This is a genomic window from Alphaproteobacteria bacterium, from assembly GCA_040220875.1.
Classification (GTDB): Bacteria; Pseudomonadota; Alphaproteobacteria; order JAVJVX01; family JAVJVX01; genus JAVJVX01.
Map to the genome: position 1 here is coordinate 431280 of JAVJVX010000005.1, position 24929 is coordinate 456208.

The 24929-nt window shown below is 66.1% G+C and carries 24 protein-coding genes and 1 tRNA gene; 15 read left to right on the forward strand and 10 right to left on the reverse strand.

Features of this window, described 5'->3' with window-relative positions; genetic code table 11:
- Position 1: 1 nt before the first annotated feature.
- On the forward strand, positions 2-454 hold the full coding sequence (locus tag RLQ26_04320) for a nuclear transport factor 2 family protein (protein MEQ9087948.1): 453 nt from the start codon (positions 2-4) through the stop codon (positions 452-454).
- Here RLQ26_04320 and RLQ26_04325 read toward each other — a convergent pair.
- From RLQ26_04325 to RLQ26_04350, 6 genes are all read right to left on the reverse strand, one after another.
- On the reverse strand, positions 451-1761 hold the full coding sequence (locus RLQ26_04325) for an MFS transporter (GenBank protein ID MEQ9087949.1): 1311 nt from the start codon (positions 1759-1761) through the stop codon (positions 451-453). The genes RLQ26_04320 and RLQ26_04325 overlap by 4 nt on opposite strands.
- A 49-nt stretch (positions 1762-1810) precedes the next feature.
- Positions 1811-2992, reverse strand: coding sequence for a cyclopropane-fatty-acyl-phospholipid synthase family protein (locus tag RLQ26_04330; protein MEQ9087950.1), 1182 nt, complete (start codon positions 2990-2992; stop codon positions 1811-1813).
- A 54-nt stretch (positions 2993-3046) separates the two neighbouring features.
- A complete protein-coding gene (locus RLQ26_04335; protein ID MEQ9087951.1) occupies positions 3047-3883 on the reverse strand; it encodes a DUF1365 domain-containing protein in 837 nt (278 codons plus the stop codon).
- 22 nt (positions 3884-3905) lie between these two features.
- A complete protein-coding gene (locus tag RLQ26_04340) occupies positions 3906-5339 on the reverse strand; it encodes an FAD-dependent oxidoreductase (protein MEQ9087952.1) in 1434 nt (477 codons plus the stop codon).
- 347 nt (positions 5340-5686) lie between these two features.
- Entirely contained in the window at positions 5687-6706 is a 1020-nt protein-coding gene (locus RLQ26_04345) for a hypothetical protein (GenBank protein MEQ9087953.1), read from the reverse strand.
- A 197-nt stretch (positions 6707-6903) separates the two neighbouring features.
- Entirely contained in the window at positions 6904-9177 is a 2274-nt protein-coding gene (locus RLQ26_04350) for a PAS domain S-box protein (protein MEQ9087954.1), read from the reverse strand.
- A 366-nt stretch (positions 9178-9543) separates the two neighbouring features.
- Here RLQ26_04350 and RLQ26_04355 point away from each other — a divergent pair.
- The 4 genes from RLQ26_04355 (at position 9544) to RLQ26_04370 (ending at position 11550) form a co-directional block, all read left to right on the forward strand.
- Positions 9544-9630: transfer RNA gene (locus RLQ26_04355), tRNA-Leu, on the forward strand.
- 97 nt (positions 9631-9727) lie between these two features.
- The gene (locus RLQ26_04360; protein MEQ9087955.1) at positions 9728-10309 is read left to right on the forward strand and encodes a YqaA family protein; all 582 of its coding nucleotides are present in this window, start codon (positions 9728-9730) and stop codon (positions 10307-10309) included.
- Positions 10310-10402: 93 nt separating this feature from the next.
- Positions 10403-10924, forward strand: coding sequence for a disulfide bond formation protein B (locus RLQ26_04365; GenBank protein ID MEQ9087956.1), 522 nt, complete (start codon positions 10403-10405; stop codon positions 10922-10924).
- A gap of 41 nt (positions 10925-10965) precedes the next feature.
- Positions 10966-11550: a demethoxyubiquinone hydroxylase family protein gene (locus RLQ26_04370; GenBank protein ID MEQ9087957.1), complete on the forward strand. Its 585-nt coding sequence runs from the start codon at positions 10966-10968 to the stop codon at positions 11548-11550.
- A gap of 30 nt (positions 11551-11580) precedes the next feature.
- Here the strand turns inward: RLQ26_04370 and RLQ26_04375 are convergent, their stop codons facing one another.
- The 3 genes from RLQ26_04375 to RLQ26_04385 form a co-directional block, all read right to left on the reverse strand.
- Positions 11581-12141, reverse strand: coding sequence for an HNH endonuclease (locus tag RLQ26_04375; GenBank protein ID MEQ9087958.1), 561 nt, complete (start codon positions 12139-12141; stop codon positions 11581-11583).
- A gap of 126 nt (positions 12142-12267) precedes the next feature.
- Complete coding sequence (locus RLQ26_04380) at positions 12268-12957, reverse strand: alpha/beta fold hydrolase (protein MEQ9087959.1); 690 nt, start codon at positions 12955-12957, stop codon at positions 12268-12270.
- A gap of 38 nt (positions 12958-12995) precedes the next feature.
- Positions 12996-13928 carry a DUF4743 domain-containing protein gene (locus RLQ26_04385; GenBank protein MEQ9087960.1) on the reverse strand — a complete coding sequence of 311 codons (933 nt, stop codon included), beginning with the start codon at positions 13926-13928 and terminating at the stop codon, positions 12996-12998.
- Between the two features lie 437 nt (positions 13929-14365).
- Between RLQ26_04385 and RLQ26_04390 the strand changes: the two genes are divergently transcribed.
- The 6 genes from RLQ26_04390 (at position 14366) to RLQ26_04415 (ending at position 18591) form a co-directional block, all read left to right on the forward strand.
- Entirely contained in the window at positions 14366-14824 is a 459-nt protein-coding gene (locus RLQ26_04390) for a hypothetical protein (GenBank protein MEQ9087961.1), read from the forward strand.
- A gap of 117 nt (positions 14825-14941) precedes the next feature.
- Positions 14942-15163, forward strand: coding sequence for an HIG1 domain-containing protein (locus RLQ26_04395; protein ID MEQ9087962.1), 222 nt, complete (start codon positions 14942-14944; stop codon positions 15161-15163).
- A gap of 21 nt (positions 15164-15184) precedes the next feature.
- The gene (locus RLQ26_04400) at positions 15185-15745 is read left to right on the forward strand and encodes a cob(I)yrinic acid a,c-diamide adenosyltransferase (GenBank protein MEQ9087963.1); all 561 of its coding nucleotides are present in this window, start codon (positions 15185-15187) and stop codon (positions 15743-15745) included.
- Between the two features lie 206 nt (positions 15746-15951).
- A complete protein-coding gene (locus RLQ26_04405; protein ID MEQ9087964.1) occupies positions 15952-16701 on the forward strand; it encodes an electron transfer flavoprotein subunit beta/FixA family protein in 750 nt (249 codons plus the stop codon).
- Positions 16701-17663: an FAD-binding protein gene (locus RLQ26_04410; protein MEQ9087965.1), complete on the forward strand. Its 963-nt coding sequence runs from the start codon at positions 16701-16703 to the stop codon at positions 17661-17663. Before RLQ26_04405 ends, RLQ26_04410 begins: the two co-directional genes overlap by 1 nt.
- 49 nt (positions 17664-17712) lie before the next feature.
- On the forward strand, positions 17713-18591 hold the full coding sequence (locus RLQ26_04415; protein MEQ9087966.1) for a 3-hydroxybutyryl-CoA dehydrogenase: 879 nt from the start codon (positions 17713-17715) through the stop codon (positions 18589-18591).
- On the opposite strand, the gene RLQ26_04420 is transcribed toward RLQ26_04415, so the two are convergent.
- Positions 18588-19100: a TlpA disulfide reductase family protein gene (locus tag RLQ26_04420; protein MEQ9087967.1), complete on the reverse strand. Its 513-nt coding sequence runs from the start codon at positions 19098-19100 to the stop codon at positions 18588-18590. The genes RLQ26_04415 and RLQ26_04420 overlap by 4 nt on opposite strands.
- Before the next feature lie 364 nt (positions 19101-19464).
- Between RLQ26_04420 and argH the strand changes: the two genes are divergently transcribed.
- Genes argH through RLQ26_04440 form a run of 4 tightly spaced genes read left to right on the forward strand, consistent with a single transcriptional unit; the run spans position 19465 to position 24926 of the window.
- On the forward strand, positions 19465-20835 hold the full coding sequence (gene argH / locus RLQ26_04425) for an argininosuccinate lyase (protein ID MEQ9087968.1): 1371 nt from the start codon (positions 19465-19467) through the stop codon (positions 20833-20835).
- Positions 20832-20978, forward strand: a complete 147-nt coding sequence (locus tag RLQ26_04430; protein ID MEQ9087969.1) for a hypothetical protein — start codon at positions 20832-20834, stop codon at positions 20976-20978. Before argH ends, RLQ26_04430 begins: the two co-directional genes overlap by 4 nt.
- Entirely contained in the window at positions 20971-22287 is a 1317-nt protein-coding gene (gene lysA, locus RLQ26_04435; GenBank protein ID MEQ9087970.1) for a diaminopimelate decarboxylase, read from the forward strand. Before RLQ26_04430 ends, lysA begins: the two co-directional genes overlap by 8 nt.
- A complete protein-coding gene (locus RLQ26_04440) occupies positions 22287-24926 on the forward strand; it encodes a TIGR02302 family protein (GenBank protein ID MEQ9087971.1) in 2640 nt (879 codons plus the stop codon). The genes lysA and RLQ26_04440 overlap by 1 nt, the downstream gene beginning before the upstream one ends.
- Positions 24927-24929 lie beyond the last annotated feature (3 nt).

Consider the following 24929-nt stretch of genomic DNA (forward strand, 5'->3'; position numbering starts at 1 on the left):
AATGACGGGCACGGAAAAGGACCCCTCCGGAACACGGGCCGCGGCCCGGGCTTACGGCGCCTATCTGGAAAACCTGACGCCCGAAACGCTCACCCGCCTTGGCGATTACGCGCGTTCCGATGTGGTCTTTCAGGATCCGTTCAACCACGTCACCGGGCGCGAGGCACTCTCGCAGGTGTTCAAGAAAATGTTCGAGGATGTGGGCCAGCCCGGGTTCCGGGTGACGCACCTCACCGCAGATGACGGCATCGCGTTCATCGCCTGGCGGTTTTCCTTCGTCCTCCGCAACCGGCCGGTGACGATCGAGGGTGTCAGCGAACTGCACATCGATAAGAACGGCAAGGTTTTCCGCCACATCGATTATTGGGACGCGGCCCGCCATCTGTACGAGAAACTGCCCCTGATCGGCGCCCTCTTGCGCCGGATCCGGCGAAGGCTGGCGACCCGCCCCTAGCCGCGGCGCGCGAGGCGCCGGCGGATGGCCCTGTGCCGTCGGGCTGTCAGCGGGTGTGCCCGGACGAGGGCCACGGCCCCGAGCTTGAACAGGACCGGCAGCCCGGCATAGAGAAACGCGAGAAGGCCAAGCTGGTCGGTCGAATTGCCTCCGCCCGCCTCGAACCCTGCCCAGCCAAGCAGTGGAAAGGCGATGCCGACGGCCGCGGCCATGGAGATTTTTGTCACCATGCTCCACAGGGCGAAAAACAGGCCGGCGCGTTTCTCACCCGTCTGCCAGGTGTCGTAATCGACGACATCGGCCTGCATCGAGGGCGGCAGAAACAGATCGGCCCCCAGCGCCGCGCCAGTGACGAGACAGATGGCGAGAAAGGGCGCGAAGGCACCCTCCGGCAGAAAGGGAGCGGCGGCGAAAGTCACGGCCGCGACCACCATGGCGAGGCTCCAGGTCACATGCTTCTCCATCCGGCGGGAGGCGAGGTACCAGAAAGGGATCGCGCCAATGGCGGCGGCGAAGTACGCCAGGATCAGAAGGTCGCGATCGGCCGGCGCAAGGGCCAGGCGTTCGGTCACGAACAAGGGAAACAGCACCGCCGGCAGGCCGTTGGCCAGCCCGTTCAGCCCCCACGCCAGGATGAGGCGCTGGAACGGCTTGTTTCGGCGAAACGCGTCGACGTGCCGGCGCCAGGCCGGTGGCGCAAGCCGGGCCGGACCGGCTGGGCCAGGCGCGAGCGGCTGGTCGGGCACGCGATGGAGCAGGAAAAGGAGCGTGGCGGCGCCGCCGAGGATGACCGCAAGGGCGAGGGCGCGCAGATCGGACGCGGCATCGCCGGGCCAGAGGACGGGGAGAACGGCAGCCAGCATGATGCCGGCAAGGCCGAGCCCCTCGCGCCAGCCCGTGATTCGTGACCGCTCGTCATAATCGGGGGTGAGTTCCGCCGCCCAGGCAGTGTAGGGCAGGCTTACCAGTGTCCATCCCAGATACAGAACACCGGCCCAGAAAGCGAGATAGACCAGGCCGGCCTCCGCTTCCGGCACGAAGAGCCGGTAAAGCCCCAGCCCCGCGATGGGCGCGCCGAGAAGGACAAGAGGCTTGCGGCGCGGCAGCGGGGCGCGGAGCCGATCACTGGCCCAGCCGATCAGCGGATCGGTCACCACATCGAGGACACGGGCGAGAAAAAGCGCTGCACCGATGGCCGCCACGGGCAGCCCGACGGTTTCGGCATAGAAGGTCGGCAGCTTGACGTAGACAGGGATCGTCGGCACCGCGAGCGTCAGCGCCGGCAACGCGTAGGCGATCAGCGTCACGAGGGACAGGCGGCCGCCGGGCCGGACGGCGGCGCGGCAGGGGGAAGGCCTAGGCCCGGACAAGCCGAATCTGTGTCACGTCGATATTGCTGGAGCGGAAACCCGCCTCGCAATAGGCCAGGTAAAACTCCCACAGGCGGCGGAAACGGTCATCGAATCCGAGCCTTGCAATGTCGTGCCAGGCAGCCTTGAACCGTTGCGTCCAGCTCCGCAATGTCTTGGCGTAGTGCAGACCGTAGCTGGCCGACCGCGTGAGCGCGAGCCCGGCCTTGTCCACCTGCCGGCGCAAAACCTCGGGCGAGGGCAGCATGCCGCCCGGGAATACATAGCGCTGGATGAAATCCGTGTGCCGGCGATAGCGTTCGAAGAGCTGGTTATCGATGGTGATGATCTGGAGCGCGGCCCGGCCGCCGGGTTTCAGGCGATCGTGAACGGTTCGAAAGAATTTCGGCCAGTTTTCCTCGCCCACCGCCTCGAACATCTCGATCGACGCGATGGCATCGAACTGGCCCGTCACATCGCGGTAATCCTCGAGCCGGAAATCCACCCTGTCCGACAATCCCTGCGCCGCGGCCCGCCGGGTCGCCTCGTCCAGCTGGCTGGGCGAAAGGGTGATGCCGGTCACGCGGCAATCATGGGCGCTGGCAAGATAGCAGGCGAACCCGCCCCACCCGCTTCCGATTTCGAGCACATGGGCGCCCGGGCGAAGATCGAGTTGCTCGGCGATCAGGCGGTACTTGTTTCTCTGTGCCTCGGTCAATGGCTGGTCGGGGTCGGCGAACACGGCCGAGGAATAGGTCATCGACGAATCCAGCCACTTGTCATAGAAGGCGTTGCCCAGGTCGTAGTGGTATTCGATGTTCCACCGTGCGCCCTTGCGGGTATTCGCCCGCCGCAGATGCAGAAGACGCTGGGCCAGCCTGAACCACCATTGCCCGCGGATCGATTCTTCCAGCACCCGCACGTTGCGCGCGCCGATCTCCAGCACCTTTTCGAGATCGGGTGTGGACCAGTCTCCCGCCATATAGCTTTCGGCGAAGCCGATATCGCCGCGAAGCAGCAGGCTGCGCGCGGCCGCCGGTGTCCCGAGATGAAGCTCGGCCTCGGGCCCCGGACGCGGCCCTGCGATCCTGTGCACCGCCCCATCCGGCAGGGTGAGCGTAATAGTCCCCACCTGAATTTTGCGCAGCGTCGCGAGCAGCATCGGAGTCCAGGGGTCCAGATGTGCCATCCTCCGTCCCCGGTTCTGGCGCCTTTCTGTCAGCATCGGGTCGCTCCATCTTCGTCAGGACTGACTAGAACCGCCACCCAGCGTTACGCCGTGCCGGGGCGGCGCGGGCGTCCGGTGGAACGGCGTGCCCTTCAGCCAAAGTTTAAGCGCTTCCCAGTGGATCCCCGCAATGATTTTGAACGTCATGAACGGAAACCGCAGAATCTGCCAGGCCAGCCGCCGGTCGCTGAGCTCAAGGCGCGTGCCCTTGAAACCCGCATGCAACAAGCGGCCGGCCGCGTCGCTTTCGCGGATTGCGAAAGTGAGATCGCCGCCGGGTGCGAGGCCAGGTGCGTTGAGCCGGAAATCATAACGCGCCGTCATGTCGATAAAGGGCGAGACGTGCATCTTCTTGTCGGCCACATGGCGATACACGCCGGACACCGCGGGGCCGGGACGCAGCACATAGGCGTGCCGATGGCCGAACGTGTTGTTGACCTCGTAGATGAGGGCCTGGAGTCCCCCCTCTTCGCCATAACAGTAGAAGACCGAGATGGGGTTGAAGACATGGCCGAAGATGCGCGGCAGCGTAAGAAGCAGGACCCGGCCCCGGCCAATATCGAGACCGGCGGTGCGGAGAGTCTCGTCCACCCAGGACCGCAAGCCCGGCGGCCCGGACCGGTCTGCCCGCGGCAGGGGGCCATGGTCGCGGTCCCGGAAGGAGAACAGGCCCGGCCGATTATAGGCGAACAGACGGAGGGCACTGTCGATCTCGGGCAATTCGTCCAGATCGAAGAGAAAATAAGAGACCCTGTAGGCCAGTCGGTGCCGCGCCGGGCGAAAGCGGACATGCGCCACCTCACCCGCATAAAGGGCGGAATAAAACCGTCGCTCCCCGTCCGCTTTCATCATGACCGCCACTTTCCTGACGGGTTTACGCCGCCGCCACCTTGCGCGCCGGCATCCCCGCAACCACGTTCGGGGAGATGTCGGGCCCGACGCTGGTGTCCCGCGCTCCGGGCCGGGCCCAGGGCCGGGTCACCGGGCCGATGTCCCGCGCCAGCGCCTCCGCCGCCGCCAGCCCCGAGGCCAGCGCGTCCTCGTGAAAACCGTGGCCGGCATAGCTGCCGGCGAACCAGGTCGCCGCCACCCCCTGAAGCCCGGCCAGACGCTTCTGGGCCGCGAGCGCAGCGGTGTCGAACTGCGGATGGTCGTACTGAAACCGCCGATAAACAAGATCGTCGCGGGGCGCGCGGATGGGATTGAGTGTAATGAAAAGCGGCACGCGCGGGTCAAGCGATTGCAGCCGGTTCATCCAGTAGGTGGCACAAACGCGCGGAGAGATCGGGCGCCGGTCGTCGCAGAGATAGTTCCAGCTTGACCAGGCGGCGCGGCGTCGGGGCATCAGGGACTTGTCGCCATGGAGGACGACATCGTTCGCGATGTAGCGGAAAGCGCCCAGCACCTCGCGTTCGGCCGCGCTCGGATCCTCGAGAAGGCCGAGCGCCTCGTCGGCATGGGTCGCGATCAGGACCCTGTCGAAAAGCGCTGTTTTGCCGAGAGCGTCCGTGACCGTCACGCCGCCGGCCGTGCGGCGCACATGGCGCGCGGCGCGGCCCGTGGCGACGGTCGCGCTGAGCCGATCGCGCAACCGGCGGACATATTCACGGCTGCCCCCGGTGACCGTGCGCCATTGCGGGCGTGCCCCAAGCTGGAGCAGGCCGTGATTATCGAAAAAGCGCACGAAGGACTGAACCGGATGCGCCCCGATATCGTCGAGCGAGCACGACCAGATTTCTGCACCCATGGGCAACAGGTGATCATAGAGGAAATCCTCCGAATACCCGGCCTCCTCAAGATAGTCGCGCAGCGTGACATGGGCGTAGTCCGCCTTGTCCAGCAGCGCGGGCGCTTCGCGATAGAAGCGGAGCACGTCACGCAGCATACGCCACATGCGCGGGCGCAGGAGGTTGCGCTTCTGGGCGAAAAGGGCACCCACGCGCGAGCCGGCATATTCCAGATCTCCCCCGGCGATCGAGACGGCGAATGACATGTCGCTCGCCTGTGTCGCCACCCCCAGATGGTCGAACAGGGCCGTCAGATTGGGATAATTGCGCTCGTTATAGACGATGAAGCCGGTATCGACGGCGATCGGCCCGTCGATGCCGGGGACATCAACCGTATGACTGTGCCCGCCGAGGCGGGCCTCGCGCTCGAAAAGCGTAACGTCATGGCGCTGGCTCAGCAGCCAGGCGGCGCCCAGCCCGGCGATGCCGGCGCCGATGACGGCGATTTTCGTCCGGGCAGCCGGGGGGCAGGCAGGATCGGCCGGGCCGACAGGGTGCGGGCCCAAAGTGACAGGTGGCATGCGGTAAATTTCCTTTCAGAAGCCGCCCTTGACGCGGCCCCCTCTCCTAGCAGCTTTTCCAGTTATACGGGCCAGCGCAGGATTTGGACGTTATCGCCTGGATTGTCGGGAAATGCCTCCCGGCCGGCGGGAATGCCGGGCCTGGGGTCCGTCGCGGGGGCGGGATCGGGTTCTTTCGGGGGGCTTGGGCCCGTACGACCGGGGGACGCGGAGGAGCGAGACGGTCGGGACCGGTCGTACGGGCACCCCGGGGTGGGATAGGCCCCGTCTGCCCCTTTTTTGTAGCAGCGATGCGTGTCAGCCCTGTGACTCCGGGGCCGCAATCGGAAATGACCGGCGCCGCGGCGTCAGGCGACCGGAAAATCTCCCGCCGCCCCCGCCTGGTCCGCCCCCTGCCGGGACCGGCGATAATCGTTACGCAGGGTCCATTCGGCGCTGTCCATGTAGCGGGGAGCCAGGAACCGGTAGGTTTCACGCAGGAGTTCGATACTGTCGCCCGAACGCACTAGGGGCGCCTCCATCCAGGCCGCGATGGGGTCCTGCCAGACCACAAGCCGCTTGTAGAGCTCGTCCCGCGCCGCCCTGATTTCGAGAATCCGGCGGCGGAGGTGACGCAGCGTGCCAACGATGTCGGTGGTCACCGCATCCAATTGGGTGAAGTGATCACGCATCTCGCCAACAGCGTTGCGCATCAGCCGGTTCACCGCGTCCGCAATCTCCTTGATGCCGAATTCGGCGCCGTAGAGCTTTTGAAGATCACGTATCTTTTCCCCGACGCGCTGGATCCCCTTTGCCGATTCGCGCAACGCTTCGATATAGGCGAGCTCGTGCACCAGCTCCTGAATGAGGTCGATGACCCGTTCCTTTTCGTCCTGGCCAAAACCCAGCTCCGAGGCGATGCCCGCGAAAGCCGCGTTGATCTTTTCCTTCATTCGCGGATCGCGGGCGAGCTGATCCAGACGCCGGCCATCGATGCTGTCCGTATTTTCGCCGGCGAGCCACGCGACGAGCTGTCCATTGACCCGCCGGGCCGCCAAGTGGCGATGGCGCTCGGCCACTTCCCAGGACGGATCGCCGGTAAGCACCTCGCTCGGGATGGGATCGCCCGGGCGCAGGACGGGCACGAAGGCGAGGCCTTGTGCGATCAGGTCCAGAAGGCGCGAATCCGGCGACCCTTCACTGATGGCGAATTCCTGGCGCACGCCCGCGAGCGGCAGGGAAACGGTATTTTCCCCCAGCTCGAAGGTCAGTTCGGCCCGCCCGACACCCCCCTGCCCCCGGCGGAAGGACGGATTCCTGAGGCCCGCCAGGGCCCTGTCCTCGAAGGCGATGATCTGGTCGTCGGCGCTGGCCGGGCGGCGGCGCACGGGAGCGCCGCCGCTCGCGCCGGTCCGGCCACGCGGGGTCGTTAATCTTCCTCGCCTGCTAAATCGGGCTGCCAAGGTGGTGCTCCCATCGGCTCCGCCAGCCGGTCTCCGGGCGCGGTATCTCGCTGGTCTCGCTCTCGTCCAGTGTTTTCAGAAAAATCCGAAGAAACTCTTACCCAAAAGCCGGCGTCCCGGCCTTACAGGCCGGCGAGAAGCATCTCGGGCGGGAAAACGAGGGTGACCGTAGTCCCCTCTCCGGGCGTGCTGTCGAGTTGCAGGGTGCCGCCGTGCAGTTCCATCAGCCGCCGCGACAGTGGCAGGCCGAGGCCCGTGCCCATATGGCTTCGGTTGAGCTTGTTATCGACCTGGCCGAAGGGCGAGAGAACCGTTTCGATATCGTTTGGGGAAATACCGATCCCGGTATCCCGGATCCGGATCCGCACCGACCCGTCCGCCATGTGCTGGCCCTCGATCGCGACCCGGCCGTTCTCGCCCGTGAACTTGATCGCATTGGACACGATATTGATCAGGACCTGAAGCACCATGCGGCGGTCCGCATAGAGCTTTGAAATGTCGCCCTGGATATCGGTGTCGATGCGGACGCCTTTTTTCCGGGCCGAGCCTGCCAGCATGTCGTTGGCGATCGAGACGACTTCGGCAAGCTTGAAGTACTCCGGCTGTGGCTCCAGCTTGCCGGCCTCGGCCTTGGACAGATCGAGGATGTCATTGATGAGGGCCAGAAGATGGCGCCCGCCATCCAGGATGTGCGAGGCATAGCTCCGCTGCTGGTCCAGATCGACATTGACGATCCCGCCGGCGAGGATCTCGGAGAACCCGATTATCGCGTTCAGAGGCGTGCGCAACTCGTGGCTCATATTGGCGAGGAACTGGGATTTGGCGGCGTTGGCCTTTTCCGCCGCGTCCCGGGCGGTGGCCATGTCCTCCTCGAGGCGCTTTCGATCACTGATATCGGAACTGAGCCCGACGAATCGCACGGGCCGGCCTTCCTCGTTCCGGACCACCCGCCCGCGCGCCCGGAACCAGCGATATGTGCCATCCCGATGTCGGAGGCGATGCTCACTCTGGTAGGAATCATCCAGGCCTTCCAACACCCTGACCACGCGCCGGCGCGCCTCGCGAAAATCGTCGGGATGGACGAGCCCTGCCCAGGTCACTTCCCCGGATGCGAACTCCCCGGTCGTGTAGCCGAGCATTTCGCACCAGCGGGGCGAGAAATACATCTCGCCCGTGACCAGATCCCGGTCCCAGAGGCCATCGCTCCCGCCCGTCACCGCGAGCTCCAGGCGTTCCTCCTTGACGCTCAGCTCCTCGAGCGCCTCCTTATAGGCCGTGATGTCGGAGCCCGTCACCGCGACCCGATCGCCCGCCTTGCCGATTGTGAGGCGGAACCATTTGTCGATACCGAGATCCGTGACATGCACCTCCGTCACCTTGGGAGTGCCGGTCTCGAACACATCGCGATACGCGGTGACCGCGCGGCCATGATTGGGCAGGACCTCTGACAGCAGTTTGCCAATGATCTCGGCCTCGGACATATCGAGCAATCGTTCCGTCACGCCGTTTACGACTTCGTAGCGAAAATCCACGACAGCGTTTGACTCATCATAGACCGGCGCGAACAGGACGATCGCGGCCGGCGAGGCGTCAATCACGCCTCTGAGGAGATCGGCCAGACGCGAGCGCTCGCGTTCCGACCGGACGGCGTCCGTGACTTCTTTCCAGACCAGGCGAAAACTGGCGAACCTGCCGCCGCTTTCGAAGACCGGTTTGCCGCTGATACGGAAAATCCGCTCCTGCCCCGTCTCACTTGCGATCACCACCTCCAGATCGCGAAAGGTCCGGTGGCGCTTCAGACATTCGATCTGGGAGGCCATGGCTTCGAGTCCGCCCGGCACCGTTCCGATATCCCAGACGTAGCGCCCGATCAGCTCGCTTTCGGCCAGGCCGAGAATCCGCTCCGTCGGCGCGGAGAACTGCACGTAGCGCAGGTCCTGGTCGGTCTCGCAGAAGAGATCCGAGCCCGCTTCGGCAAAATCGCGGAACCTTTCCTGGCTCTGCTTCAGGGTTGTCTCGATGCGGTCCAGCGCGGATGTATCACGTACCGACGCGCAGGCCAGGGTATCCTCCCCCCAGCGGATGAGCGACACGCGGACCTCGGCCGGGTAGGTGCTGCCCGACTTGCGGCGGTGACGGGTGACCCGGTGGCCATGGCCCTGGACGATGAGGTCGTTCCAAATCGCCGCATAGATTTCGGGCGTCATGTGAGCATCGAAATCGGCAACGCTAAGCTCGCATGTCTCTTCCTGCGTGTAGCCGAGATTCTTGCAGGCGGCCCGGTTGGCGTAAACGACGCGACTGTCGGAATCGACGACGAAGATTTCGTCAAGCAGGTTGTCCAGTGTCGAACGGGCCCAGGCCGAGACGGGGTCGGCCACGGCGTCTGTCGGCATGGGATCGAACGCGGAGCAGGACGCGCCGCCGGGCGCGGGGCCGGGTGCGGAGCCGGGCGCGGCGCGCGCGGCTGCTGACCTCGCTCTCGCCTTGGGTAAACTGAAGATCATGTGTCACCCGTTGACCGGCGGTGTGTTCGCGCCGGCCTCCTGATATTCCGCTCCGCACGGCAGCCTAGCGACGCCGCCTTAGCAACGAGTTAACAAATTTTATGGTCTAATTATCTGATTTGATTGGGTCTTTTTCACGGATGCCGAAGCACCGCCGGGACGGGCGCGGGGCTCCCGACGGGGCGCGAACAGGGTGCGAAAAACTCGACAGGACCCGCTTGAAAAGGGTAAGTCTGGCGACCGGTCAGACAGTGGGCGAGTGTGGCGGAACTGGTAGACGCAGTGGACTCAAAATCCACCGCCGGCAACGGCTTGGGAGTTCGAGTCTCCCCACTCGCACCACGCCCATGCGCTGACCGGTTGAGGGGGGAGAGTATCGGCCGGGCTTCGGCCGCGCCGGTGGACGGTGCCCAAGCCAGACCGACGACCGGATCGCCGCGTGCTTCAGAAAACCTATGACTGGACACTCCGCCTGTCGAGCCATCGCCACGCGCTCGCCGCGCTGGCGCTGATCAGCTTCCTTGAAAGCTCCGTCTTTCCCATTCCGCCCGATGTCCTGATCATTCCCATGATACTGGCCAACCGGCACGCTGCCTGGCGGATTGCCGCGGTGGCGACGGTTGCTTCGGTGCTCGGGGGAATGTTCGGCTACGGCATCGGCCATTTCCTGTTCCAGCAGTTGGGACAGCCCATCCTCGAATTCTATGGCGCCATGGACCAGTTCGCCGCGTTTCAGGACATGTATCGCGACTGGGGCGCCTGGATCGTGGGGGGCGCCGGACTGACGCCCTTTCCCTACAAGGTGATCACCATCACGAGCGGGGTGATGGCGCTCGATCCCTGGCTGTTTGCGCTGGTCTCGACACTGGCGCGAGGGCTCCGCTTTTTTGCCGCCGCCGCTCTTCTCTGGTATTTCGGCCCGACCATCCGGCGCTTTGTCGAACACAACCTGAAATTCCTTGCGACGCTGTTTCTCGCGCTCCTGCTCGGAAGCTATGTCGTTGCCTCCTACGTGATGTAGCGCGGGCGCAATGCGGCCCGGTGGCACGTGTCCCCCGTGGCGCCGGGCGATTTCCTGCGTGGCCTCCGCCGGCCGGCCTTCTATACTCGGGACATGATATCGCGCGACACGAGCCATACTTTCGTCCTCGCCTTCCTGACCGGCGCCAGCGCGCTCGTTCTGCTTACGGTTCACCTGGCTGAAAGCTGGGGCGGCCTCGCGCCCTGCGTGCTGTGCCTGTACCAGCGCACCCCCTACTGGGTCGCGGCCGCTGTCGGGCTGGCTGGCCTCGCCCTCACCCGCCGCCCCGACGGGGTCGGGCGTGACACGCTCGCCGCAATCTACCTCGTGCTGTTCTTCACGTTTCTGGTCTCGATCGCGCTTGGCGCCTACCATGCGGGCGTCGAGCAAGGCGCCTGGGCCGGCCCGGCGGCCTGCGAAAACGTGGCAACGGGCGCGGCCACCTCGCTGGAAGACCTCAAGGCGGCGTTGCTGCAAACACCCGTAATCCGCTGCGACGAAATCGCCTGGTCATTCCATGGCCTGACTCTGGCGGGGCTCAACGTCATCGCCAGCACCTGCCTGGCCGGGCTGGCAGGCGCGCGGCTTTCTGGCATGATGGCATCACGCGGCTGACGGCGATGGCCCGCGACGATCCGGAGCGACGGCAGGCGTAAATGAACGAGCACGGCGAAAACGAAACTGGAAAGCCCCTGCCGCCCCTTCCCGGCGATCTGCCGGACGAGCAGCGTCTCGCGCGCATGATCCGCGTCGATCACGCGGGCGAGCACGGCGCGGTACGGATCTACGAGGGCCAGCTTTCGGTGCTGGGCGACAGCCCGGCTGCCGCTCCGATCCGGCGCATGGCGATGCAGGAGCAACGCCATCTCGAAACATTCGACGAGTTGATTGCAACCCGCCGCGTGCGACCGACCGCCCTGTCCCCCTTGTGGCATGTCGCGGGTTACGCGCTTGGCGGCATGACCGCCCTGATGGGCCCGCGGGCGGCCATGGCATGCACCGTTGCCGTCGAGGAGGTCATCGACGAACATTACGCGCGCCAGTCAGCGGCGCTCGCGCGGATGGAAGGGGCGGACGAGGCCGCACTCAGGGAGACGATCGAGGAATTCCGCCAGGACGAGATCGACCATCGCGACGAGGCCCTCGCCCAGGGGGCCCGGGAAGCGGCTGCCTACCGCCCCCTGACCGAGACGATCAAGGCCGCCTCGCGCCTCGCCATCTGGCTGTCGGAACGCTTTTAGGCGGCCCGGCCGGTCTCCCGCGCCGGATGCTTAGGGATCGAGCTCGCTGTCCCAGTAAAGGAAATCGCGCCAGTGCTCATGCAGGTAATTGGGCGGGAAGGCACGGCCGTTCTGCTGCAGTTCGCGCGCCGTGGGGCAGCGCGGCGGGCGGCGCGGCGCGAGGTGGCTTTCCGACGGTGTCCGGCTGCCCTTGGCGAGATTGCACGGCCCGCAGGCGGCCACCACGTTGGCCCAAGTGGTACGCCCCCCGCGCGAGCGCGGAATGACATGATCGAATGTCAGGTCCGACGCCGGAAAATCACGGTCGCAATACTGGCATGAAAACTTGTCGCGCAGGAACACGTTGAACCGCGTGAAGGCGGGATACCGCGAAACCGGGATGTAGCGCTTGAGAGAGATGACACTGGGCAGGCGCATCTCGAATCGGGGCGAACGGACGATCTCGTCATATTGGGCGACGATGTCCACCCGTTCGAGGAACACCGCCTTGACCGTCTCCTGCCAGGACCAGAGCGACAGCGGGAAGTAGCTCAACGGGCGGAAATCCGCGTTGAGCACCAGTGCCTGACAGCTATGCGGTCCAAGGTTCAACGTCCTACCTCTGCCGGCTTGGGTTCACGCAACCACAATACCTAGGCCCTATGACAAATTAAATACCAAATAGCGAAGCGGGCGTGCCCGACGGAGTAGCCGGACAAACACCAAGTCAGATCGCGTTCAGCCGATGGACTTTCCGGGCGCCAGTCGGGCCACCAGAAAATCGCGCGCCAGGGCCAAGGCCTCGGGATCGATGCCGTGGCCGAGACCGGGGCGCAGATGCGCCGTGACATCGACACCCGCCGCCCAGAGGCTCTCCCGCGTCATGTCGAGCGCGTGCGCCGGGACGACCGTGTCGGCCGCGCCATGCACCAGCAGCACCGGCGGATGTGCAACATCCGGTCGAACCGCCCCCAGATGCGCGCCTGAAAATGAAACCACCGCCGCGACGGGGTCGACGCGCGCCAGCGCCGCCGCCAGAGCCATCATCGCGCCCTGCGAGAAACCGACGAGAGCAAGATGCCGGGGGGCCAGGCCGTCGCGCGCGAGGGCCGCCTCGATATATGCTTCGAGGACCGGGCGGGCGCGCTCCGCTTCGCGCGCGAGACGATGCAAATCCATATCGTCGACAGGAAACCATTGCCGTGCCCGTCCGCCCATCGGCTGATAAGGAAACGCCTCGGGCGCGTCCGGCGCGATGAAGCGGGCATCCGGCAAGGCGGACGCCAGATGGGGCGCGAGACCGATCAGGTCGTCGCCATTGGCACCGACACCATGCAGCAGGATGACGAGCGCCGCCGCCCGCCCACCGGCGGCAGGGCCCAGTTCGGGACCTGGCAGAGGCAGGGTGCGGGACGGGCTGGGTGGCATGAGCGATCTCGATCTCTTCAAAAACGCAGGATGAAGCCTCAGTGTGACGTGGCCGGCCGCTGGCGGGCGATTTCGCGAAAGGCGGGCGGCCGGCGGAGCCCGTCGCGAAGCGCCTCGTATTCGGGATGGTCCCGACCTATAAGGCCATGACGAAGGGCGAAATCGATCACCACCAGATTGCAGTTGAACTTGAAGCGATCCGTGGTGCGCACGATGTCGAGCGCTTCAGTGCCCGTCATCAGGTGGAAGGCCGCCACTTCCCCATCATCCGGGACGGGGACGAAATCGCGCGGCAATTCCAGATCGAACGCATAGATCACATCGCACCGCAATCCCGCGCGCGTGTCCACATTATAGGAGATCGCACCGACGGGCCGCGCCTGCCGCGCCAGCGCCGCCGGGATGCTTGCCTCTTCGCCCGCCTCCTTGATCAGGTTCTCCGCGATGCCGAGCGAGGCGGGCTGGCCGCCCGCCACCATGTTGTCGAGCCGGCCCGGATAGGTCGTCTTGTGCCGCGCGCGCTCGGCCACCCACATCAGGATCTCGCCCCCCTTGCGCAGGAAGCCGTTGACATGAACGCCCCAGCCGCGGGTACCGAAAAACGGAACGGCGGCCCGGTCCAGTTCGCAAAGAGCCGGCCGCCCGGTCATTTCCGGCAGGTGGTCATCGGCGGTGACGATATAGGGCTCGTCCCTGAGCCGCCGCAGCCGGCCGGCCGCGACCAGGGCGCGCGCCGCCGTCAACAGCGCCTCGGTTCGCTTTGCCGGGGTGTCGAGGCAACCCGGAAGCCGGACCCTGTCGGGCCCGATCTCAAGGATTTCCTCGAGCCCCGCCAGGTCGCCCAGGTCCCTGCGCCGCACGGCGCCAGCGACCCGGCCGGCCACCTCGAAGGGCAGGAAATCGGCCGTGCGGAACCGGTTGCAGGCATCGATATGGCGGGCGAGGCGGGTCATGCCTGCTTTTTCGACCATATCCGGCGCAAGATCAAAGGGAAGAACGCGGGAAACCCGCGTGATCGCCCCAACCCCCCGCGGCCGTTTTGACCTGCCCCCCGATCGAAGCACGGGGCGAAGCATGGGGCGAAGCACGGGGCGAAGCACAGGGGGAGCACGGGGCGAGCCTGTGGAAAAACTTGTGGATAGAACATCGTCTTGTCATATTTTTCATATAGTTATGGTTGGTTCCCTTAGGGCTTTGTTAACCATTTCTGTTTAGATTTCGGCGAACTGGCAAGGTTGGGGGACAGGGATTACGCGTTAGGGCACGTCGATTTTGGGGATCGCGTCAGCCGACGGGCCCGGCGGAAAAGCCGCCGGGATGAACTGTCGAAAAAATGGCGCTGGCAATTTCCGGAATGGGGACCGGGACACCGCCCGCCCGATGGAAATTGTTGAAAGGAGCTTGTCCCATGACCCCGGTGACTCAGGCCCAGGCCCAGGCCCCGGTTCGGCCCCGCCGGCCCCGCCTCACTCTGGAATGGCATCGCACGGAAACCGGCTGCCTGTATCGTTTCAGCGGCATCGATCTCGCCAGCCCGCAGGTCGCGGGCATCAGCGGACTCTATCTCGTCGGCGTCGGCGCCTTCCTCGCCCGCAGCCTGGAAATCGGCCTCAGCAACGACCTGGGAGGCCATCTCGCTGCCGTACGCCGCGAACTTGCCGGCCGCACCCCCGACGGGCTGCGCAACCTGTCCGTCACCTGGGCGGCCGCGCCGCCGGAGCATCAGGACGATATGCTGCGCTATCTCGCCAATACGCTGCATCCTCTCCGGATCTCGCGCCAGGGCGCCAATTTTCGCACGGCCGAGCCCTGGCCCGTAAATATCCCGCCCGAGTTCCGCGCGGCCGGGCCCGAACTCGATACCTAGCCAGGGGCGGCCTGCGACCAGCCGCCCCTTTCCGCCGCGCGCGCGGCCCGTTAAGCTCTCGTCCCTCGGCCGCCCGCCTGTCGCCGGCGGCCGACATTACCGGCCCGGGAGCAATCATTGGCCCAGATCCCAGACCTCTTTCCCTATCTGATCGGTGCCGGCGTCCTCGCCACCACGGTCGTTCTCATCCTTGGCGTCATCGTGCTCGCCAGAAGCGGCGGCTCGGCGAGGGGCCAGGGCATGTCGCGATCCAACAAGCTGATGCGCCTGCGCGTGCTGCTTCAGGCGCTGACCGTGATGCTGCTTGTGTTATTCGCCGTGTTTTTTGGCACGGCCTGATAGACCGGCCCCGGAGACGACGTGGTCCGATTGACGAAAATTTACACGCGCGGGGGCGACCAGGGCGAGACGTCCCTGGGCGACGGCACGCGCCTGGCCAAACATGCGCTCCGCGTCGAGGCGATCGGCGCCGTGGACGAGGCCAACGCCATGATCGGCTTCGCCCGGCTCGACGCGGCGTCCGACATCGATGCCCTGCTGTCGCGCATACAGAACGACATGTTTGATCTGGGCGCCGATCTGGGCATGCCGTCGGACCCGAAAGAGTTCGAGCCGCTGCGGATCGTGGAGGGGCAGGTCGTCTGGCTGGAGGAGCGGATCGACGAATTCAACGCCGCGCTGGCGCCGCTCGAGTCCTTCATCCTACCGGCAGGCTCGGCGACCACCACCCGGCTTCATCTGGCGCGCACCGTGGTCCGCCGGGCGGAACGGGTGACGAGCCATCTGGCCGAGACGGAGAAAGTGGGCGGGGCGGCACTCAGGTATTTGAACCGGCTGTCCGACCTGCTGTTCGTCCTGGCCCGCCATGCGGCCAACCGGGGCGCCGACGACGTGCTCTGGGTACCGGGCAAGCATCGCTGACCGCCGGGCGGGCGCAAAAAAGCGCGCCGGCTAACGGATATGGGACGATTGTCCTCGAATTGACACGAAACGTCCCAAGACTTATTTTGCACCGCAACATAAGGTGGCTTCAACCACCCGCCCCCGAACCGCACCCTCAGCGGCCCCGGCGGGCGCCCGAATAAAAATCGTCCGGACCATCACCGGACCTGGCTGACGCGAGATACATGAAGGTTCTAGTCACCGTTAAGCGGGTGATCGACTACAACGTGAAGGTGCGCGTCAAGGCGGACCAGAGCGGGGTCGACCTCGCGAATGTGAAAATGGCCATGAACCCCTTCGACGAAATTGCCGTCGAGGAAGCCGTCCGGCTGAAGGAAGCCGGGCTCGCGGACGAGATCGTGGCAATCTCAATCGGCCCGGCCGAGGCGGGCGACACGTTGCGTCAGGCCATGGCCATTGGCGCCGACCGTGCCCTCCTGATCGAAACAACCGAGATGATCGAGCCATTGGCCGTCGCCAAGGTGCTGCGCGAATTTGTCGGCCGCGAAAGCCCGGACCTGGTCATCATGGGCAAGCAGGCGATCGATGACGATTCCAACCAGACGGGCCAGATGCTGGCCGCCCTTCTGGACTGGCCGCAAGGCACCTTCGCCTCGAAGCTGGAGATCGCTGACGGAAAGGCGACGGTCACCCGCGAAATCGACGGCGGACTGGAGACCCTTGCACTCTCGCTGCCGGCGGTCGTGACTGCGGATCTGCGGCTCAACGAGCCGCGCTACGCCTCGCTGCCCAATATCATGAAGGCCAAGAAAAAGCCGATGGACACGATCGCGCTGGCCGATCTGGATATCGAGACGGCGCCACGGATGGAAACGCTGAAAGTGCGCGAGCCAGATCCGCGCCAGGGTGGCCGCAAGGTAGCGAATGTCGCGGAGCTCGTCGAAAAGCTCGCTGATGAAGCGGGAGTCCTCTGATGGCGGCGCTGGTCATAGCCGAACACGAAGCGGGCCGACTCAGGCCCGGCATTCTCAACACCATCTCGGCCGCCCGGCAATTGTCCGACGAGGTCGCGATCCTGGTGATGGGAGAAGAGATCGGCGCGGTGGCGGAGGAGGCGGCGGCGATCGAGGGTGTGGGCCGCGTGATCGCGGCCGACGACCCCCGCTTCGCGGGCCTGCTGGCCGAAGTGATGGCCCCCGTGGCCGCGGCCGCGGCCGGGGCCTTCGATGCCGTCCTCGCACCGGCCAGCACGTTCGGCAAGAACCTGCTGCCCCGGGTGGCGGCGCTCCTGGATGTGGCCCCGGTTTCCGATGTCATCGCAATAAACGGGGACGGCAGTTTCGACCGGCCGATCTATGCCGGCAACGCCATTGCCACCGTGCGCCCAAATGATTTGAAAAAAATTCTGACCATCCGGCCAACAGCCTTTCCGGCCGCCCCGAAGAGCGCGGGCGCCGCGGCGATCGAGGCGCTCGCCCTGCCCGAACCCACCGCCGCCGGGGGACGCGTTGCCTTCGTCGGGGCCGAGCTTACCCGGTCCGAGCGTCCGGAACTGACCAGCGCCCGCGTCGTCATTTCGGGCGGGCGGGGCATGGGCGACGGCAAAAATTTCAAATTGCTGGAAGAGGTCGCGGACAAGCTGGGGGCCGCGATCGGCGCCTCTCGATCGGCGGTCGACGCGGGATTCGTCCCGAACGACTACCAGGTCGGCCAAACCGGCAAGATCGTTGCGCCAGAACTTTATATCGCCGTCGGCATTTCGGGGGCTATCCAGCACCTCGCCGGCATGAAGGACAGCAAGGTGATCGTCGCCATCAACAAGGACGAGGATGCGCCGATTTTCGAGGTGGCGGATTACGGGCTGGTGGCCGACCTGTTCGAAGCCCTGCCGGCGCTGGCAGCCGAGCTGGACAAACACAACGGGGGCACGGCGTGAGGCCCGGAAGGCCCATGCCCGATTTCAAATCTTTTCTGGAGACAAGGGGATGACCACATTACAGAAAATCGGCGTCGTCGGAGCCGGTCAGATGGGCAGCGGAATCGCCCATGTCTGCGCGCTGGCCGGACTCGACGTCGTGCTGTCCGACGTGTCCGAGGACCGGGTAACGGCCGGGATCGCGGTCATCGAGAAGAACCTCGCACGCCAGGAATCCAAAGGCGCGATTTCGGCCGATGACAAGGCGGCCGCGCTCGCCCGGATCGCGCGGGCGACGGGGCTCGGATCATTCGGCGAATGCGATCTCGTGATCGAGGCCGCAACGGAAAACGAGGCGGTCAAGCTGGATATTTTCCGCGAACTTAGCCCGCAACTGCCCGAAAAGACGCTCATCGCCTCCAATACCTCATCGATTTCGATCACCCGGCTCGCATCCGAGACGGGGCGGCCGGAGAAGTTCATGGGCATGCATTTCATGAATCCGGTTCCGGTGATGCAGTTGGTGGAGCTGATCCGCGGGATTGCGACCGACGAGGACACTTTCCGGGCGATCCACGACCTCACGCTCAAGCTCGGCAAGACCCCCGCAACGGCGGAAGATTTTCCGGCCTTTATCGTCAACCGCATCCTGCTGCCCATGATCAACGAGGCGATTTATACGCTTTACGAGGGCGTGGGCTCGGTTGAAGCCATCGACACGGCCATGAAACTGGGCGCCAACCACCCGATGGGCCCGCTGGAACTGGCCGATTTCGTGGGGCTCGATACCTGCCTCGCCGTCATGCAGGTGCTTTACGAGGGGCTGGCCGACAGCAAGTACCGGCCCTGTCCGCTGCTCGTGAAATATGTCGAAGCGGGCTGGCTTGGCCGCAAGGCCGGGCGGGGCTTTTACGATTACGCGGGGCCGACGCCGATCCCGACCCGCTAGGACAATCCGGGGGCGCCGGCCCGCGGATCCGGGCGCCGGGTCTGCCTTGGTCCGGTTGCCTCGGGCACAAGGTCAGGATCCGCGCCCTCGGGCCCGTCCTCGATCACCGTCCGGAAAAACGCGAGCATTTCCGGTGAATCCCATTCCGCGCTGCCCAGGAACTTGCCCACGATCTGACCCTGCCGGTCGAGCAGGTACGAGGTCGGCAGGCCGGTGAGCCCGAGTTCACGGGCAAGCTGCCCTTGCCGGTCGATCAGGATCGGCAGGCGGGCAATCCCGATTCGGGTGTACCAGGCCGCCACCTTCTCCACCCCCTCGCGGTCCTGCGAAATGGGCAGCACTGCGAAATCGGCACCCCCCAGCTTGCTTTCGAGCCGGTCGAGCGACGGCATCTCGGCCACGCAAGGGGCGCACCATGTCGCCCAGAAATTCACCAGCACGACCTTGCCGCTGTAATCTTCAAAGGTCACGGGCGCGCCGTCGCGGTCGAAAAACGGTATGGCGGGCATCAGCGCCGGCCGGGCCGTTTTCCCGCCCCGCCGGGGGGCGAAGGGGTTCTCGGCCGCCGCCGGCAGGGCCGGCCCGGCCGTCCCCGGCCCGGACGCGGCGGGACGCTGGTCCCGCTCGGGCCCCCGTGATATTGAGGGCCCCCAAAAAATTGCGAAGAGCCCCGCAAGAAGGAGGCCTGCCAGGGTCAGCGATGCTACGATCGGAGCGGATTTTTTCACGGGGCGACACCTCGGGCGTACCGGCCGCCGGGCCGGCTTCGACATCCCCTGTTGTACGGAAAAGATGGTGAAAAAGACAACCGGAACAGAAAACGGCGGAAAAGAAGCCGGCACGGGCCGGGCCGCCGAAGCAGCCCCCAACCGGATGTGGGGCGGGCGGTTTACCGGCGGGCCGGGCGAGGCGATGGCGGCGATCAACCCGTCCATAGACTTCGATCGGGCGCTGTATGCCGAGGATATCCGCGCAAGCCGGGCCCATTGCGCCATGCTCGTCCGGCAAAAGATCATCTCCGAGGCGGACGGGAATTCCATTCTCGCCGGGCTCGATACCGTGCTCGCGGAAATCGAGGACGGCAGCTTCCGGTTTGAGCGCGCGCTCGAAGACATCCATATGAATGTCGAATCTCGCCTGGCCGGGCTGATCGGCGACGCCGCCGGGCGGCTTCACACCGCGCGCTCGCGGAACGACCAGGTGGCAACCGACTTTCGCCTCTGGGTGCGCGACGCCATCGATCGGATCGACGGGCATCTCCGCGATTTGCAGGACGCGCTGATCACACGGGCCGAGGAGCATGCGGAAACGGTGATGCCGGGCTTCACGCATTTGCAGACGGCCCAGCCCGTGACGCTTGGCCATTACCTCCTCGCCTATTGTGAAATGTTCGGCCGGGACCGGTCGCGCGCGCGCGACTGCCGGGCCAGGGTCAACGAATCGCCCCTCGGATCGGCAGCGCTCGCCGGCACGTCCTTCCCCATCGACCGTGAATCGACCGCCCGAGAGCTCGACTTCGAGCGGCCGATGGCCAATTCCATCGACGCCGTCTCGGCACGTGATTTCGCGGCCGAGTTCCTGGCCGTGCTGTCGATTGCGGCGGTCCATCTCTCGCGCCTGGCAGAAGAGCTCGTCGTGTGGTCCAGCGCGCCCTTCGGCTTTGTCACGCTCTCGGACAACTTTTCGACCGGCAGCTCCATCATGCCGCAAAAGCGCAATCCCGACGCGGCCGAGCTGGTACGCGGCAAGAGCGGGCGGGTGATTGGCGCGCTCCAGACCGTGCTGGTCGTCCTTAAGGGGCTGCCGCTCGCCTACAGCAAGGACATGCAGGAGGACAAGGAACCGGTGTTCGATGCCACCGGCACATTGTCGCTGTGTCTCGCGGCCATGACCGGCATGGTCAGCGATCTCACGGTCTCGAAGGAACGACTGCGCGAAGAGGCCGGCCGGGGGCACGCCACCGCAACCGATCTGGCTGACTGGCTGGTACGCCGGCTTGGCCTGCCGTTTCGCCAGGCCCATCATGTGACCGGCGCGCTGGTCCGGGCGGCGGAGGAAAAAGGCGTTGCGCTGGACGGGCTGAGCCTCGCGGACATGCAGGTGGTCGAGCCCGGCATCACCGAGGACGTGTTCAGGGTCCTCAGCGTCGACGCGTCGGTCGCCTCGCGCACCAGCCAGGGCGGCACGGCACCCGAAAACGTCCGGCGGGCCATTCTGGCCGCGCGCGAGCGCTTCCTCTCATGATCGGGCGCGCGGCAGCCGGGGTCGTGGCCGTCGTGCTGGCCCTCGCCATGCTCGGCGGGCTTGCGGGCTGCGGCAAGAAAGGAAGACTGGAAGTCCCGCCGGACAGCGAGAAAGAGTATCCGAGGACCTATCCACATGGATGAGTTCGTCTACAGGGACGGCCAACTCATGGCCGAGGACGTTTCGCTCGCCCGCCTCGCGTCGGAGGTGGGCACGCCCTTCTACTGCTATTCGACGGCCGCGATCCGCCATGCCTACGGCGCGTTCGAAGAGGCGTTCCGGAACGATCCGGTGACCCTGTGTTTTGCCGTTAAGGCGAATTCCAACCTGTCGGTGCTGCGCTTGCTGGCCGGGATGGGGGCGGGTGCCGACGTGGTTTCGGGGGGTGAGCTTGCCCGTGCGCTCGAGGCGGGGATGCTGCCCGAGCGGATCGTGTTTTCAGGCGTGGGTAAGACGCGGGCGGAAATCCGGCAGGCAATCGAAATCGGCGTGCTGCAGATCAACGTGGAATCGGTGCCCGAGCTGGAGGCGATTTCGGCGGTGGCGGAAGAGGCCGGCAAGTCGGTTGATATCGCCTTGCGCATCAATCCTGATGTGGATGCACGGACTCACGCCAAGATCACCACAGGCATGCGTGAAAACAAATTTGGCATCACCATGGACCAGGCCATGGATGCCTACGCCGCGGCTATTGCGATGCCCGGCGTGCGCCCGGTGGGCGTCGCAGTCCATATCGGGTCCCAGCTTCTCGGGCTGGCCCCCTTTCGCCACGCCTTCACCCGGGTCGCGGATTTCGTCACGGCCCTGCGCGCTACCGGCCTGACGGTCTCGCGGGTCGATCTCGGCGGCGGACTCGGGGTGCGTTACGACGAGGCAGAAGACACACCACCCGCAGTGGCGGCCTATGCCGATGTGGTCCGCACGACCATGGCCGATCTCGATTGCGAGATCGTGCTGGAGCCGGGCCGCGCCCTTGTCGGCAATGCCGGCGTGATGGTCACGCGCGTCGAGTATGTGAAGGAATCGGGCACCCGGAATTTCGTGATCGTGGACGCGGCCATGAACGATCTGCTTCGTCCGGCCCTGTACGACGCCTATCACGCCATCCAGCCGGTGAGCGCCCCTGCCGATCCCGCACACCTCAAGCCGGTGGATGTGGTGGGACCGGTCTGCGAGACGGGGGACGCCTTCGCCACCGGCCGACTCCTGCCCGAGACGGCAGCGGGTGATCTCCTGGCGATCCGGTCCGCCGGCGCCTATGGCGCGGTCATGGCCTCCAATTACAACACGCGCCCGCGAGCACCCGAGATCCTGGTCGAGGGCGACAATTTCGCCATCATCCGGCCGCGCGAGGAGGTGGCCGATCTTCTCGCGGCTGACCGGTTTGCCCCCTGGCTGGAGGCCCGGCCTCGCCAGGCGGTGCCACCAAAGAAGGTCGCGGGGAAAGGCTGATGGCCCAGAAGCGGCGCGAGGGTGGGTTCGTGTCGCGCTTCGCGGGCGCGCTCGGCCAAGCGCGCGAGACATGGAAAACCGGCGATGCCCGGCCGGGCTACGCCCTGACGCTGGCGCTGGCCTGGCTGGCGGAAATCTGGCAGCGCGCCTGGCCGCGCTTCTGGCCGGTCACGCTCGCCATCGGCGCCTTCCTCGCCGCCGCCCTTTATGGCGTGTTGGCCTGGCTGCCAACCTGGCTTCACGTCATCGTCCTGCTGCTTTACGGCGCCGGGCTGACGGTGCTGGTCTACAGGGTCGTGGCGACGATCCCCTGGCCGGACCTGGCGGCCGCCCGTCACCGCCTGGAACGCGAAAGCGGTCTCGCTCATCGCCCGCTCACCGCGCTGGCCGATACGCCGTTCGACACGGCGGGCGGCGATCGCGGGACTGAAGCGCTCTGGCGCCAGCACCAGGCAGCGGCGCGGGCGGCGCTTGGCCGGCTCAGGATCGGCCGGCCGCGGGCCAGCCTGGAAAAACAGGATCCCTATGGCCTCAGGGCCGTCCTCGCCTTCGCCCTCCTGATCGGCCTGATCGGCCTCGAAGCACCGGGCACGCGTCTGCTCAGCGGTTTCGCGCCGGGCCGCGAGGCGGGCGGCATCACTCCGTCCGAGGTCGCGCTCTGGATCACGCCGCCCGATTACAGTGGCGCGGCGCCCCTCTATCTGGGTGGACACAGGGCCCCGTCACGAAGCGCCGAGCCGCTGGAAGTGCTGGAGGGCAGCCGTCTTCTCGCCCATGTCACCGGCGGTTCCGGGCAACCGCAACTGGAGGTGGACCAGGCCCGGCTCGATTTCGAGTCCCTCGGCGGCTCGAGCTACCAGCTCGAAACGCGCCTTGACGGCGGCACCTCTCTCGTCATCCGCCAGGGCGGCCGCGTTCTCTTCGAGCGCCTCCTCCTGATCGACGCCGATACCCCGCCCGAGATCGTCTTCGCCGAGCGTCCGCTGCCAACCGGGCGCAAGGCGCTCAAGGTCAGTTTCGAGGCGCGTGACGATTTCGGCGTCGCCGATGTCCGGGCGCGGATCGAACGTGCGGACAAGATCACGGGAGAAAAACTCGTTCTCGACCTCCCGATCAATAATCCGCACGAGGCCGATGTGACGGGTACCGGCTACCACGACCTGACGTCCCATCCCTGGGCCGGGCTGCCAACCAAGATTCGTCTCATCGCGCGCGACGGGAAAAAACAGCAGGGCGTGAGCGCGCCTGAACTTGTCGTGCTGCCCGAGCGAATTTTTCGCCATCCCGTGGCCCGCGCCATCGTCGAGCAGCGCAAACGCCTCGTGACCTCGCCCAAAGACGCGCAATCCATCGCGGGCGCGCTCGAAACCATCGCCAGCGCGCCCGAGGAGTACGGGAACGACAGCGTCGTCAGCCTGTCCCTGAGTGCGGCGCGCGCCCGGCTCCTGCGTAACCCCGGGGCCGAGACACGCCAGGAAATCATGCGACTCCTCTGGGACGCGGCGCTCCGGATCGAGGAGGGCGAAGTCGGCAGCGCCGAACAACGCCTGCGCGAGGCACGCGAGCGGCTTCAGGAGGCGCTGGCTGACGAAACCGTCACGCCCGAGACCCTCGATCAGTTGATGGACGAATTGAAGAACGCGCTCGACAATTATCTCACGACCCTGGCCAGGACACAGTCCGGCCAGGGGGCGCAACCGGGCGCATCGGCCCTGGCCGACGAGGGCGAGACCATCCGGCCGGAAGATCTCCAGCGCATGATGGAGCAGATCCAGAACCTGTCACGCACCGGCGCGCGCGAGGCGGCGGCCAAAATGCTCGCGCAGCTTCAGGATATTCTGGAAAACCTGCGAACGGCCGACGCCGCGTCCGAGGGACCGCTCGAGCGCTTCGCCGGCGAGGCGCTGAAACGGCTTGAGGGGCTGACCCGCCGCCAGCAGGAACTGATGGACGAAAATTTCCGCGCCCAGCAGGAGAATTCCCCCGGCGCGCCATTCGAAACGCCACCTGGCGTGCCGCCCGGAACCGGCGCCTTTCCGCCCTTCGACACGCCCCTCGGTCAACGGTTTGCCGAGCGGTTTCGCGACGGTTTCGCCGACCCCTACGGCCAGCCCGGCAACCAGCCGCCGGAGGATGCGGGCGAGCCGGGCGGCGACGGGGCCGGCGGCACACCCGATCCCGAGGCCGCGGCCGCTCAGGAGAATCTGCGTCGCCAGCTTGGCGATTTCATGCGCCAACTCGGCGAACGCGCAGGCGAAATCCCGGAAAGTCTCGGTCGGGCGGAACGATCCATGCGGGGCGCCGGCGAGGCGCTTGGCGCGGGTGAGCGCCAACCGGCACTGGACCAGCAGGGCCAGGCGCTGGACCAGCTTCGCACGGGGGCCGAGGAACTGAGGGAAGCGCTCAACCGCCAGCTCGCCGAACAGGGTCAGGGCCGGGCCGGCGACGGCCAGGACGAGGGTTATGGCGGCGGCGCCGGCAGCGTGGCGAGCAGCGAGGGGGAGGATGTCGAAATCCCCGAAGAGGCTGAGGTCCAGCGCGCCTGGCAGATCCTGCAGGAGCTTCGCCGACGCGCGGGCGACCGCACGCGGCCCGAGGAGGAGCGCGAGTATCTCGACCGCCTCCTGACGCCTTTCTGAAGT